This is a genomic window from Acidobacteriota bacterium (assembly GCA_026393675.1).
Lineage (GTDB): Bacteria > Acidobacteriota > Vicinamibacteria > Vicinamibacterales > JAKQTR01 > JBAXOX01.
This window is the reverse complement of the sequence record JAPKZQ010000004.1, coordinates 82567-95328: the sequence shown is the minus strand read 5'-3', so window position 1 is coordinate 95328 and position 12762 is coordinate 82567. Positions and strand designations below refer to the sequence as shown.

At 63.3% G+C, this 12762-nt stretch carries 13 protein-coding genes; 1 reads left to right on the top strand and 12 read right to left on the bottom strand.

Annotated features, from left to right (window positions below; translation table 11 throughout):
- The first annotated feature begins 91 nt into the window (after positions 1 to 91).
- Positions 92 to 421, top strand: coding sequence for a DHCW motif cupin fold protein (locus NT151_01855; GenBank protein MCX6537671.1), 330 nt, complete (start codon positions 92 to 94; stop codon positions 419 to 421).
- 129 nt (positions 422 to 550) lie between these two features.
- Here the strand turns inward: NT151_01855 and NT151_01850 are convergent, their stop codons facing one another.
- The 12 genes from NT151_01850 to nrfD all read right to left on the bottom strand — a co-directional run bounded on the left by NT151_01850 (position 551) and on the right by nrfD (position 12749).
- Positions 551 to 1798, bottom strand: a complete 1248-nt coding sequence (locus NT151_01850) for an Nramp family divalent metal transporter (protein ID MCX6537670.1) — start codon at positions 1796 to 1798, stop codon at positions 551 to 553.
- A gap of 10 nt (positions 1799 to 1808) precedes the next feature.
- Complete coding sequence (locus tag NT151_01845; protein ID MCX6537669.1) at positions 1809 to 3056, bottom strand: CBS domain-containing protein; 1248 nt, start codon at positions 3054 to 3056, stop codon at positions 1809 to 1811.
- Between the two features lie 541 nt (positions 3057 to 3597).
- Complete coding sequence (locus NT151_01840) at positions 3598 to 3945, bottom strand: cytochrome C oxidase subunit IV family protein (protein MCX6537668.1); 348 nt, start codon at positions 3943 to 3945, stop codon at positions 3598 to 3600.
- 4 nt (positions 3946 to 3949) lie between these two features.
- Positions 3950 to 4615, bottom strand: coding sequence for a cytochrome c oxidase subunit 3 family protein (locus NT151_01835; GenBank protein ID MCX6537667.1), 666 nt, complete (start codon positions 4613 to 4615; stop codon positions 3950 to 3952).
- A 7-nt stretch (positions 4616 to 4622) separates the two neighbouring features.
- Positions 4623 to 6218: a cytochrome c oxidase subunit I gene (ctaD, locus tag NT151_01830; protein MCX6537666.1), complete on the bottom strand. Its 1596-nt coding sequence runs from the start codon at positions 6216 to 6218 to the stop codon at positions 4623 to 4625.
- 4 nt (positions 6219 to 6222) lie between these two features.
- On the bottom strand, positions 6223 to 7212 hold the full coding sequence (gene coxB / locus NT151_01825) for a cytochrome c oxidase subunit II (GenBank protein MCX6537665.1): 990 nt from the start codon (positions 7210 to 7212) through the stop codon (positions 6223 to 6225).
- A 6-nt stretch (positions 7213 to 7218) separates the two neighbouring features.
- The gene (locus NT151_01820; protein MCX6537664.1) at positions 7219 to 8103 is read right to left on the bottom strand and encodes an SCO family protein; all 885 of its coding nucleotides are present in this window, start codon (positions 8101 to 8103) and stop codon (positions 7219 to 7221) included.
- Complete coding sequence (locus tag NT151_01815; protein ID MCX6537663.1) at positions 8100 to 8615, bottom strand: hypothetical protein; 516 nt, start codon at positions 8613 to 8615, stop codon at positions 8100 to 8102. Before NT151_01815 ends, NT151_01820 begins: the two co-directional genes overlap by 4 nt.
- Positions 8616 to 8625: 10 nt before the next feature.
- On the bottom strand, positions 8626 to 9810 hold the full coding sequence (locus tag NT151_01810; GenBank protein MCX6537662.1) for a hypothetical protein: 1185 nt from the start codon (positions 9808 to 9810) through the stop codon (positions 8626 to 8628).
- A 79-nt stretch (positions 9811 to 9889) separates the two neighbouring features.
- A complete protein-coding gene (locus tag NT151_01805) occupies positions 9890 to 10486 on the bottom strand; it encodes a cytochrome c (protein MCX6537661.1) in 597 nt (198 codons plus the stop codon).
- Positions 10476 to 11012, bottom strand: a complete 537-nt coding sequence (locus NT151_01800) for a DUF3341 domain-containing protein (protein MCX6537660.1) — start codon at positions 11010 to 11012, stop codon at positions 10476 to 10478. The genes NT151_01805 and NT151_01800 overlap by 11 nt, the downstream gene beginning before the upstream one ends.
- 357 nt (positions 11013 to 11369) lie before the next feature.
- Positions 11370 to 12749: a polysulfide reductase NrfD gene (gene nrfD / locus NT151_01795; GenBank protein MCX6537659.1), complete on the bottom strand. Its 1380-nt coding sequence runs from the start codon at positions 12747 to 12749 to the stop codon at positions 11370 to 11372.
- Positions 12750 to 12762: the final 13 nt, after the last annotated feature.

Genomic DNA, 12762 nt, shown 5'->3' with positions numbered 1-12762 from the left:
TTAGGACGTAGTGCTGAGCGAGCGTCTTGACCAGATCGCCTCACGCGAATCCGCGGCCGTAGTTGCCAGCCGAAACACTCAGGAGTACGCGATGCCGATCACCGGCGTGCCATTTGGTGTAACCGATTGGAGCAAGGTCCCGAGCACGGATCATCCGGGTGAAACCGGAACCGCGCGGTGGAAGACATTCGAAGCGGGGAACATCCGCGTCCGCATGGTCGAGTACTCGCCAGGGTATCTGGCGGACCACTGGTGCAGCCGAGGTCACGTGCTGCTCGTCCTCGAGGGCGAGCTGGTCACCGAACTCAAAGACGGTCGCACCTTCACGTTGCGGCCCGGCCAGAGCTACCAGGTGGCCGACAATGAAGAGCCGCACCGCTCCAGGACCGCATCGGGCGCGAAGCTGTTCGTCGTCGACTGACGGTGACGGGCTGGTAACCTACCTATGGGGGTCCGGCTCGTTTCTCTCTGGTAGGGGCGACCCCTGTGGCCGCCCCGCCTTGCGCCGGTAGGGCAACCACGGGGGGTTGCCCCTACGCTTGTTTGTGCGCTACCCAGAGAAGTACATGTCGCGCACGGTGAGGCCCGTCAGTACGAAGGTGAGCCCCGCCAGCACAACCACGGCAATCCACGCGATCACGTTGTAGAAGTGGGGATTGACCCATTCGCCCATCAGGTCGGTCTTATTGACCAGCTTGATCATGAACACCAGGATGACGGGCAGCAGGACGCCGTTCACGACCTGCGAGAACAGGATCATCTTAATGAGCGGGAAGTTCGGCAGCAGGACAACGGCGGCGCCAATGACGATCAAGCCGGTGTAGAGCCAATAGAAGATTGGTGCCTCGCGGAATCGCTTGTTGACGCCGGATTCGAACCCCAGACCTTCGCAGACCGAATACGCCGTTGAGAGGGGCAGGATACTTGCCGCGAACAGTGATGCGTTGAGCAGTCCGGCGCTGAACAGCAGATAGGCGTACTCGCCGAAGGGCCTGAGCGCTTTGGCCGCCTCGGCCGCGTTGTTGATGTCGCGCGGCCCGGTTTTGTAAATGGCCGCGGCGCACGCGACGATGATAAAGAACGCCACGACCACCATGACGATGCAGCCGACGATGACCTCGACGCGGGATTCCCTGTAGTCCTTGACCGTGATGCCCTTTTCGACCACCGCCGCCTGCAGATAGAACTGCATCCATGGCGCGACAGACGTGCCCACCAGTCCGACGAGCAGCGTCAGGTACGCGGCATCCCACAAGAGCACCGGCCTGACGCTGGCCAGCGCCGAGGCTTCCCAGTCCGGGCTGATGAGCACCGCCGCCACGATGTAGGCGATATACACCACGCAGGCGCCGAGAAAGATCTTCTCGACGCTCGCGTAGGTGCCCTTGACGACGAGCAGCCAGACGGCGAGGGCGGCGAGCGGCACCGAGATGAACTTGCTGATGTGAAACAACTCGAGCGCGCTGGCGACGCCAGCGAACTCGGCGACGACGTTGGTGAAATTCCCCAGGACGAGCAGAATCATCACGACGAACGTCGTCCGGAGGCCGAATTCCTCGCGAATGAGATCGGAAAGTCCTTTGCCGGTGACCGCGCCCATGCGGGCGTTCATTTCCTGCGTCACCACGAGCAGCAGGGCAATCGGCGGCAGCGTCCAGAGCATCATGTAGCCGAACTTGGCGCCCGCCTGCGAGTAGGTGTAGATGCCGCCCGCGTCGTTATCCACCATGGCCGTGACGAAGCCAGGGCCGATCACGGCAAAGAAGACCAGCCACTGGCGAGGCAGACGATCGAGAATCCGCACGCGCCTACTCCTGCCTGAGCACCGAGATGATGTCGTCCGCGGTAATCGCGCCGACAAGCGCCCCGTGCTCGTCGACCACCGGCAGCGCCATCAGGTTGTACTTGTCCACGATCTCAGTGACGCGATCGCGGCGTTCCGTGACAACCACCGACACGATTTCGTCGTCGGCGGCGAGATCTCTCAGCAGAGTCGGCGCTTCAGCCAGCAGCAGCCGTCCCACCGGTAGCGAACCGGTGAGCCGGCCGTCGGCATCCACGAGGAAGAGGTTAGTCAGCGTGTCGATGTGTTCGACCTGTTCGCGGACGGCCGCCATCGCGTCGGCCACCGTCCCGGTGTCGGCGACGGCGACAAACTCGCTGGTCATCATGCCGCCGGCCGACTTCTCATGAAATTCGAGTAGTTCCTCGACCTCGGTCTTCGGTTCGGCTTCCATCTCGTCGAGGATGGCTTCCGACTTCTCGTCTTCCAGTTCAGCCAACACATCGGCGGCCTCGTCTGGGTCCATCTCCTCGACGATGTCGGCTGCACGATCAGCTTCGAGGGATTCGAGAATCGACGCCTGCGTGCGCGGGTCGTCCACCTCCGAGAGCGTGTCGGCCGCGACCTCGCTGTCGATCGCTTCGAACACCGCCTCCCGATCTTCGTGACTCAGTTCCTCGACGATGTCGGCCAGATCGGCCGGGTGCATGTCCTCGAGGGCCGTCATGTCGATCTTCAACCGCAATCGGCGCTGCGGGTCGGGTTCGACGATGTTGCAGAATTCCCAGCGAATCGAGTTCGGCGGAATGCGCATCATCATCCGGCGGACCAGCCGGGGAGGAACGATGCCCTGACACAGGCGCCGGAAGATGCTCCGCATACCCACGTCGACTTCGCGCACCCAGAGCTGATCGTGGCTGTTGGCGCGCTTCAGTTCGAGCGTGACATCGTTGACACGGACCACCTTGCGGCCATGGATGTCGATGATCTGCTGATCGAGCAGGTCGCGCACCATCCGCAGCATGTACTCGTCCTCGTGGTACGGGGTGAGTTGTTCGTCGCGGAGGTAGATGCCGTCGAGCGAGATCCGCTCAACCTGGTCCTGGCGGACGGTCCACCACGTCAATTCTCCGCCGACCAGGTACCGGTCGACCAGGACCGGATCGACACTGGGTACAAGGCAGGCGTCCCGAAGGCGACCGATTTTTCGGCCCTTCAGGTCGTAGACCCTCATACCCATCAGTTCAGTGAGAAAGAGCAGGCTGTCGGCCATGGCACCGCTCCGCTCGACGTCGGTCGTGTCTGGGTGTTGATCGGACTGAAGACGCGCGTCTCGCGATGCGGGCCGCTGCCGGCGCGTCTCTTTCTTATACCACGCAGGATACGGCCTCATGCCACCGAAAACGGCACAGAGGCGGATTGCATGGCGACGCGGTGCTTCGCGTTGCGTCCCCGCTCACGCAAGCCGGCAAGACGCGCCTTACCGGGACGTGTCGCCGACCTTACGATGGGGGCCCCCATTCCCCGGTCCTGTCCCGGCCCTCACGGCACGTTTTGCAGACTGACGCCCTTCGACTTCGCTCAGGACTTCGCTGTCGGCTTGGTTCGAGGGGCCGCGCCGCGAATCGCCGCGTCACCCTTGAGGCAACTGGCGACCGACGGAAAACGAGGGGACGCGAAGGGAACGACCATCCCGCGGGGCTACCCGAAGTACAGCCAGCTGGGGCCGCGCCGCGAATCGCCGCGTCACCCTTGAGGCAACTGGCGACCGACGGAAAACGAGGGGACGCGAAGGGAACGACCGTCCCGCTGGGCTACCCGAAGTGCAGCCAGCCGGGGCCGCGCGTGATGTAGTCGCTGAGCGTCATGAGCAGCAGGAGGAGCAGCCAGAAGACGCCGCCGGCAATCACGGCCCACGTCAGCTTCGTGCTGTATCGCACGTGCATGAAGTACAGCACCACCAGCACAGCCTTGGTGCAGGCGATGACCAGCGCCACCACCGTGTTGAATGGCCCGAGGTCCTGCATGGCCGCAAAGACGGTCAGCGCCGTCAACGTCATCAGCGCGGCAAACACCGCGAAATAGACCCTCAAGGGGACGAGATGCTTGGGCCGCTCGGTCCCGCCGTATTCCACGTCGGCGTGCGTCACGTCGTTTACCATGCCGTCAACGGACCGCCCCGTGCCGGTCGATCAGGTAGAGCAGTGGGAACAGGAAGATCCAGACGATGTCCACGAAATGCCAGTAGAGACCGCTCACATCAACCGGCGTGTGGTAGCGGCTGGTATACCGCCCTCGCCACGCGAACACCGTCAGCACGGCCATGATACCGATGCCGACAATCATGTGCAGCGCGTGCAGGCCGGTCATCACGAAGTAGAGCGAGAAGAACAACTGCGCATGGATGGCGTCGCCCTCGAATCGGAAGTTCGGCCCCGGGACCAGGCCCTCGGCGAACTTATGGCTGTATTCCACCGACTTGACGCCCAGAAACACCATACCGAGCACCATCGTGAGCACCAGGAACAGCACCTGCTTGTGGCGGTCGCCCTGTTGGGCCGCGTAGACCGCCATGGCCATCGTGAGCGAACTCCCGATGAGCACGGCGGTGTTGGTGCCGCCGAGCACGATATTCAACTGGTGGCTGGCCTCCGCGAAGGCCTCCGGGTACGTCATCCGGTAGACCATGTAGGCCGTGAACAGCCCTCCAAAGAAAAGGACTTCGGTCACCAGGAACACCCACATCCCGAGCGCCGACGCCTCGAACTGCTGTCCGAGATTGTCGAAGTGGTGCTGGAGGACCGAGGGTTCGTCTGAGTGCGTGCCCGACATCACGTCCTCACTTCGCGTAGTTGTATGGCGGTTCGGTCACCACCGGCGGCGTTTCGAAATTATGGGTCGGCGGCGGCGACGTGGTCTCCCACTCGAGCCCCTTCGCGCCCCACGGGTTCGACGGCGCACGCTTGCCCTTGAAGAGCGAGTGCAGCAGGTAGAACGCCGGCATCGCGTAGCCCACCGCCAGCACAGTGGCGCCGGCGGTCGAGAGGATGTTCCACAACTGGAACTCCGGCGGATACGCATGGTAGCGGCGCGGCATGCCGAGGTAACCGACGATGAACTGCGGGAAGAACGTCAGGTTGAAGCCGACAAAGATCGTCACCGCCGCCACCTGAGCCCAGAACTCGTTGTAGAGCTTGCCGAAGATCTTGGGCCACCAGAAGTGCAGACCGCCCATGTACATCATGATGGCGCCCCCGACCATGATGTAGTGGAAGTGCGCCACGACGAAGTACGTGTCGGTGACGTGCACATCGACCGCGATCGCCGCCAGGAACAAGCCCGTCAGCCCGCCGATCATGAACAGACCGATGAACCCGAACACGTACAGCATCGGTGCTTCAAACGAGATCGAGCCCTTGTACATCGTCGCGGACCAGTTGAAGACCTTGACCGCCGACGGGATCGCGACCAGGAAACTGAGCAGCGAGAACGCCATTGCCGAGTACACCGACTCGCTGCTGACGAACATGTGATGGCCCCAGACGAGGAAGCCGAATACCGCGATCGCGAGACTCGAGAAGGCCACGAACTCGTAGCCGAAAATCGCCTTGCGTGAAAAGGCGGCCACCAACTCGCTTGCGACGCCCATGGCCGGCAGGATCATGATGTAGACGGCCGGGTGTGAATAGAACCAGAACAGGTGCTGGAAGAGCACCGGGTCGCCGCCCAGTTTCGGGTCGAAGATGCCCAGGTGCAGCACCCGCTCGGCGCCGACCATCAGGAGCGTGATGGCGATGACCGGCGTCCCCAGGACGAAGATGAGCGAGGTCGCGTAGTGGGCCCAGACGAAAAGCGGCATCCGGAACCAGGTCATGCCGGGCGCGCGCATCTTGTGGATCGTGACGATGAAGTTGAGGCCGGTCAGGATCGACGAGAAACCATTAATGAAAATGCCGACTATTACCAGCGCGACATTCGAGTTCGAGAACGAGCTGCTGTACGGCGTGTAGAAGGTCCAGCCCGTGTCCACGCCGCCCGTCACCAGGGCCCACAGCGTGAAGAGCCCGCCGAACGTGTACAGATACCAGCTCAGCAGGTTGAGACGCGGAAAGGCGAGATCCTTGGCGCCAATCATGATGGGCACCAGAAAGTTGCCGAGCACCGACGGAATCGACGGGATCAGGAAGAAGAAGATCATCACGACGCCGTGCATCGTGAAGAGCCGGTTATAAATGTCCGACGAGACCAGGTCGCCGGCCGGCGTCAGCAGCTCCAGGCGGATGATCCCGGCGAAAAACGCGCCGAGCAGAAAGAAGGCGGTGACACTGAACAGGTACAGCAGCCCGATGCGCTTGTGGTCGCGGGTCAGGAGCCACGACTTCAAGCTGTAACCGTCGGTCAGGTAGTTCGAATGCGGCGTGGCGGCGGTATCCATAGGCTTACTTCTTCGCTGGGATCGCGGGAGCAGGTGGGGGAACAACCCCGGTCGCGTTCGAGGGCGTGGTCCGCAGCGACTTGATGTACTCCAGTATTTGCAGCAGGCCTTCTTCGCTGACGAGGCCCTGGAACGACGGCATCACGGGCTGGAAACCCGCGACCACTTTCGCCCGCGGATTGGTAATCGACTCTCGCAGGTACGCGTCGTCGGCCATCACGGTCGACCCGTTGTCGAGGGTGACCTTGTTGTCGTACAAGCCGACGAGCGTCGGTCCCCGGCCGATTGTGTCGGTCTGGTGACATGACGAGCAGGCCAGGTCCTTGAACAGCTTCTCTCCCGCCTGGGCCATCGTCGTGCCCTGGCCGCTGCTCCCGGCGAGCCACTGCTCGTACTCGGCCCGCTCCTGGACGGTAATCCACCCGACCATGCCCGAGTGGTTCGTGCCGCAGTACTCCGCGCAGAAGAGGTGATACTTACCCGGCTTGGTGGCTTTGAACCACATGTGCGTGTACTTACCCGGCAGGACGTCGGCCTTGAGCCGGAAGTTCGGGATGTACACGTCGTGAATCACGTCCTGTGACGTCATCGTCAGCTTGACGTCCACGCCCACCGGCACGTGCAATTCGTTCACTTCCATGTGGCCATCGGGATGCTGGAACTTCCACATCCACTGCTTGCCGACCACATAGACGTCGAGCGTCTTGGCCGGCGGCCGCGCCATCGAGAAGAAGATGCTCGAACTCCAGCCGAAGATGACCAGGACAATGATGATCGGGATGATCGTCCACGTCGCTTCCAGCCAGATGGAACCGTGGATGGGCACGCCGGCTTCATTCTTCGACCTGCGGCGGTACTTGAACGCGAAGTAGATGACCAGGCCCGCGATGAGCAGCGTAAAGAATGCCGCGACGGCGAGCAGGAAAAAGTACAAGGCATCCACGCGGGGCGCCATCGTGGAGGCCTGTTCCGGAAGCAGCTGCGTCTGAGGCATACGCGATTACCGCGTCACCGGCGGCACGCTGGCCACGGCGTGTTTCAGTTTCCGTCGATCCCGGCTCCACATCACTGCAATGAAGCCGCCAATAAGCGCGACCGTCGCGAGGCCCGCCAACCGGAGCACGTTCAGCACCATCATGCTGTACTTCCCGGTATGTGGATCGTAGTGGTAGCAATAGAGCAGCAACTGATCAACCGGGTTGCCGATCTTGCCGTTGGACGCTTCGATCAGGCCCAGGCGGAGATCCTTGGGCGGATAGTCGATCCCGAAGAAGTACTTCGAAACGCGGCCTTGCGGCGTCAGCACCATGATCGCGGTGGTGTGCACGTACTGCTGCGTCGTCGGATCAAAGGTGTAGCGGAAGCCCACGGCGCTTGCCAGCAATGCAATGGCTGGCTCGTCGCCGGTCAGGAAGTGCCAGCCGGTCGTGGCCGGCGGCCGCCCGTACTTCGCCACATACGTCGTCTTCTTCGACTGCGCGAGCGCCGGCGTTTCTTTCGGATTGAAGCTGACTGTGACCACGTCGTATTCGTCGCCGATCGTGAAGTTGAGCATCTTCATCGCGGCGACCGCGCCGTTGAGCACCTGCGTGCAAAGCATCGGGCACTCGAAGTAGACAAGCATCAGGACGACGGGCTTTTTGCCGAAGTAGTCGCCCAGCCTGATCGGACGGCCGGACTCGTCCCGGAAGGCGAGATCGAGTGGCACCTGGGCGTTCAGCTTCTGGTCGACGCCGACTTTTGCGAGAATGTCCGGCACCAGCTCTGACGGCGTGCCGGGACCGGTCATCCCTTGCTCCCGGGGCAGACCGCCGCCCGTGAAGCGGGGTGGCTGGGCGCTGGCCAGCGTCAGCCCGAGCGCGAGAACGGCAATCAGGGACTTCATGGCGACTTCTGCTTCTTTCCCGCGCCTTTCGGCGCAATGACCCGAGCCGACGAGCCCGTTTCGGGCGAGCCCGCCGCCGGAGAGACCGTCGCGGGCTGACGTGCGGGCAGCCCTTCCTTCAGTATCAGCTGCATGGCCACGTCAATCGGCACGCGGACCACGCCGCCCGCGCGATCGACCCAGCCGTAGGTCGTGAGCGATGCGTCTTCTCCCTCGCGCAGCGCCTTGAGATCATCGGCCGGGCGGCTCTGGACACGGGGTTCCGGCCACTTCAACTGCTCGTCAGCCGGGGCGGCGGCGGTCGGGCGCGCACTTGACGAGGGGGCCGCCTGCGCGTCCTGCGCAGCGTGCTGCGAACTGAACAACCTGAAGACCCACAGGACGACGAGAAACGAGAAGATGATCAACACGGCGAGGCCCGCGGCAAACCCGACCAGCGGGCGGACCTTGATATCCCGGGTCTCGTACGCCGTGCTCTCCGACCGTCCCTCGTCTCGCTTGTTTTCTGTCATGACCGTTTCTCTAGTGCCCCTCCGGTCCCCGCAGCGCGCTCGCTAGTTCCGGATCCTTGAGCGGCAGCAACGGGCGGCCCTTCAAGTTCGCCGCGAAGAGCGCCATCCAGACGCCGCCGATGCCGACCACCGTCGCGACATCGAGCCAGTGGAGGCGCAATCCATCCGGGTAGGCCTCAGGCCCGATGATGTAGAACAGATCGAGGAAGCGCACCGCGATCATCCACAGCGCCATGCCGGCCAGGATCGCGGAGTTCCGCTTGGCCTTCCGATTCACGAGCACTACGAACGGTACGGCGAAGTGGAAGAGCATCAACCCGATCCCGATCGACTGCCACCCGCCGTGCATCCGGTGGATGTACCACGGAATTTCCTCGGGCAGATTCGCCGACCAGATGATCAGGAACTGCGAGAAAGACAGGTACGCCCACACCATCGTGAACGCGAACAGCAGCTTGCCGAAATCGTGGAAGTGCCCCGCGTTGAAGACGCCCGACATCGGCGGCTCGAGTGACAACCGCCTCGCCATGACAATGGCGATCGAGAGTCCCATCAGGGCCTGACCGCCGATAAAGAGGAACCCGTACATCGTCGAGAACCAGTGCGGTTCGAGCGACATGCCCCAGTCAATCGACGCAAACGTCATCGTCAACACGTAAACGACCAGGCCGATGGCGCTCATTGCCCGCATCCGCCGCTGCAGATCCGGGGCGCCGGTCACATCCTGCTCGGCCGACCACTTCGTCAGGAACCAGGCGAGGCCGCACCACACCGCGAAATACAGCACGGCACGCGCGTAGAAAAACGGCAGGTTCAGGTACAGGGCCTTTTCCGTCAGCACGTGATCGGCCGCGACGCGGGCCGCGTCAGTCCACGGGTAGAGGCGGGTGGCGCCCAACGCGATCGGCACGAAGAACAGGGCCATCCAGGGCAGCGTTCGGGCCGCGGCCTCGAAGATCCGCCGGAGCACCACACCCCATCCGCCGCCGCTCATGTGCTGCAGCATTGTCAATGCCAGGCCGCCGAGCGCGGCGGCGAGCCACAGCAGAAATCCCAGGAGGTACGAGTGCAGAAACTGATTCGGGTTGATGAACCCGCCGGCCCCGGAGGCGACCAGGCCGACGATCCCGATAATAAGCGACCGCCGGCGCAGCGCGTCGAGACTGGCGGGTGGTGTGTACGTCGCGTCGTGCATGTCGTTACTGTCCGGTTCCAATCCCCGCGCCCAGGCCTTTCCTCAACCCCACGGTGTGGCCCGGGATCCTCTGAGCCACCTACTGCGGCTGTCGTGGTTCGCGTTTGCCTGCCGCCTCGAGCTGCCGCCGATCTCGCTCGGGCACGTCGGCCAGCGTGGCCCGCTGGCTCCGCTGCAAGACTCTCAGGTAGGCGATTATCGCCCACCGATCGTGTGCCGGCACCTGCGTCGCGTAGTCGGGCATCGCACCGAACCCGCGCGACGTCACATCGAAGAGGTATCCGGGCGCGGCCTGCCTGAGGCGATCCTGATGAAACGAGGGCGGCCGGCGATAGCCTCGCCGCACGATCATGCCGTCGCCCTGGCCGGTCCGTCCATGGCACGGTGAACAGTAGATGTCGTAGCGATCGTGACCGCGTTCCAGCACGGACGCCGTGATGGGGAACGGAAACAGGTCGGATGGCTTACCTGCCACCTTGCCCGTCTCGAGCAGTTCGTCGTCTCGCAGCTGTCCGCGCGCGATGGTGCCGTCGACCAGCGGCCGGGCTGATCGCTGGTCGGCGAAGAAATCACTCTTCGCGTACGGCTTGAACTTTGGCTGGTCGTGCATGTCCTGCCGGCAGCCGGCCATCAGCAGGCCCGCCGCCAACAATGCCAGCGTCGTGCTAGTTCTCAACGTCGGACACCTCGCGCGGAGCCAACCCCTGGAGGAACTGGCGCGTCGCCGCCAGATCGAATTTCAGATCCCGCGCCTCGATGCAGAGGAAGAACCGATCGCGGCTGGCCATGACGAACCGCGTAGCGTTGAACACCGGGTGATAGGGCATCGGCAGACCGTTGAGGGCCAGCATCCCGAATACCGCCGCCAAGGCCGCAAACAGGATGGCTGTTTCGAAAGTCGGCGGGATGAACGACGGCCAACTCAACAGCGGCCGTCCGCCGATGTTGATGGGGTATGCCACCGTCGACGCCCACACCTGGAGACCGAATCCCGTCAGCGCGCCGACGAGCGCGCCGCCTGCGACCAGCATCGGGAGCTTCGTCGTCGGTAACCCGAGAGCCTCGTGCAGCTCCTCGATGGGGATCGGGGAGTACGCATCCATCTTCCGGTAGCCGGCCTCGCGCGCCTTGTGGGCCGCGGCGACCAACGCGGTCGGACTCTCGAATTCGGCCATCAGGCCGTAGAGCGGTTGTTCAGCCATAGTCGTATCCCGAACTCCCTCTTCTTGCTCTCTGCGCGCAGCCTCGCGCTTGCGGGATGACAGTTCCTCCGCGTCCCCGCTCACGCAAGCCCGCAAAACGCGCCTTGCCGGGACGTGACGCCGACCTTACGATCCGGGGCCCCGATCCCCCTGCCTGTCTTGGCCCTCACGGCAGGTTTTGCAAACTGACGCCCTTCGACTTCGCTCAGGACTTCGCTGTCGGCTTGGTTCGAGGGGCCGCTTTGGAAGCCGTCCTCCCACCGACACGAACACCCGCGCCTGCGGGCTCCCCCCGAATCCCCAATCCCGCTTGCCCGCCGAAGCCCGTTGACAATCCGCGGGCGAAGGCGGGCATCCCTACTCTCCGTGTCGCTCCACCCGCGCTCCCGGCACCATGGTGCGCATCTCGAAAATCGAGATCATCGGCAGGAAGCGGATAAACAGGAACAGCAGCGTCAAAAACAACCCAAGCGTGCCGACGAAGGTCGACCAATCCCAGAACGACGGCCGGTACATGCCCCACGACGAGGGCAGGAAATCCCGGTGCAGGCTCGTCACGATGATGACGAAGCGCTCGAGCCACATCCCGATATTGATGACGATCGACAGCATCCAGAGTGCCACGACATTGGCCCGCACCCGCCTGGCCCACAGCAATTGCGGGATCGCGACGTTGGTGAGGATCAGGCTCCAGTACGCCCACCAGTACGGTCCGGTCATGCGGTTCCACATGGTTGAGCGTTCGTAGATGTTGCCGCTGTACCAGGAGATGAAGGCTTCCATCAAGTAGCCGTACGCCACGATCAGGCCCGTCGACAACATGACCTTGGCCATCACGTCGAGATGCCGCTTCGTAATAAAGTCGCCGAGTCCGTAAATCGCCCGGATCGGAATCGCCAGCGTCAGCACCATCGCAAATCCCGAGTAGATGGCGCCGGCGACGAAGTACGGCGGGAACACCGTCGTATGCCAGCCCGGGATGAGCGAGACCGCGAAGTCGAAGCTCACGATCGTGTGCACCGAGACCACCAGTGGGGTCGCCAGGCCGGCCAGCAGCAGGTAGGCCGTCTCGTAGCGGTGCCAGTGCATGGCCGAGCCCCGCCAGCCCATCGCGAAGATGCCGTAGATCACCCGTCCGATCTTCGACGGTGTGCGATCGCGCAACGTGGCGAGGTCGGGGATGAGACCCACAAAAAAGAAGAGCAACGACACGGTGGCGTAAGTCGAGACGGCAAACACGTCCCAGATCAGCGGACTCCTGAACTGCGGCCAGACCGTCATCGTGTTCGGGATGGGCAGCAGCCAGTAGGCCAGCCACGGGCGGCCGACATGAATCAGCGGGAACATGCCGGCGCAGGCGACGGCAAACAGCGTCATCGCCTCGGCGAACCGGTTGATCGAAGTGCGCCACTGCTGACGCAGGAGCAGCAGGATGGCCGAGATAAGCGTGCCCGCGTGGCCGATGCCGATCCACCAGACGAAATTCGTGATGTCGAATGCCCAGCCGACCGGGATGTTGTTGCCCCAGATGCCGATGCCCTTGGTGAACAGGTAACCGACCGACACAAGCAGCAGTGCAGCCAGCATCGACGAGACGGTCAGCCCGGCCAACCAGCCCACTGAGAACTTCTGCGTCAGGACGATCGAGCTGATCTTGTCGGTGACCGTCGCGAACGAATGGCCCGGCGCGATGAACGCCGGCCGCGGTTCGTGGCCCGCGGCACCCGAAGTCGGCATCACGTTGGTATCG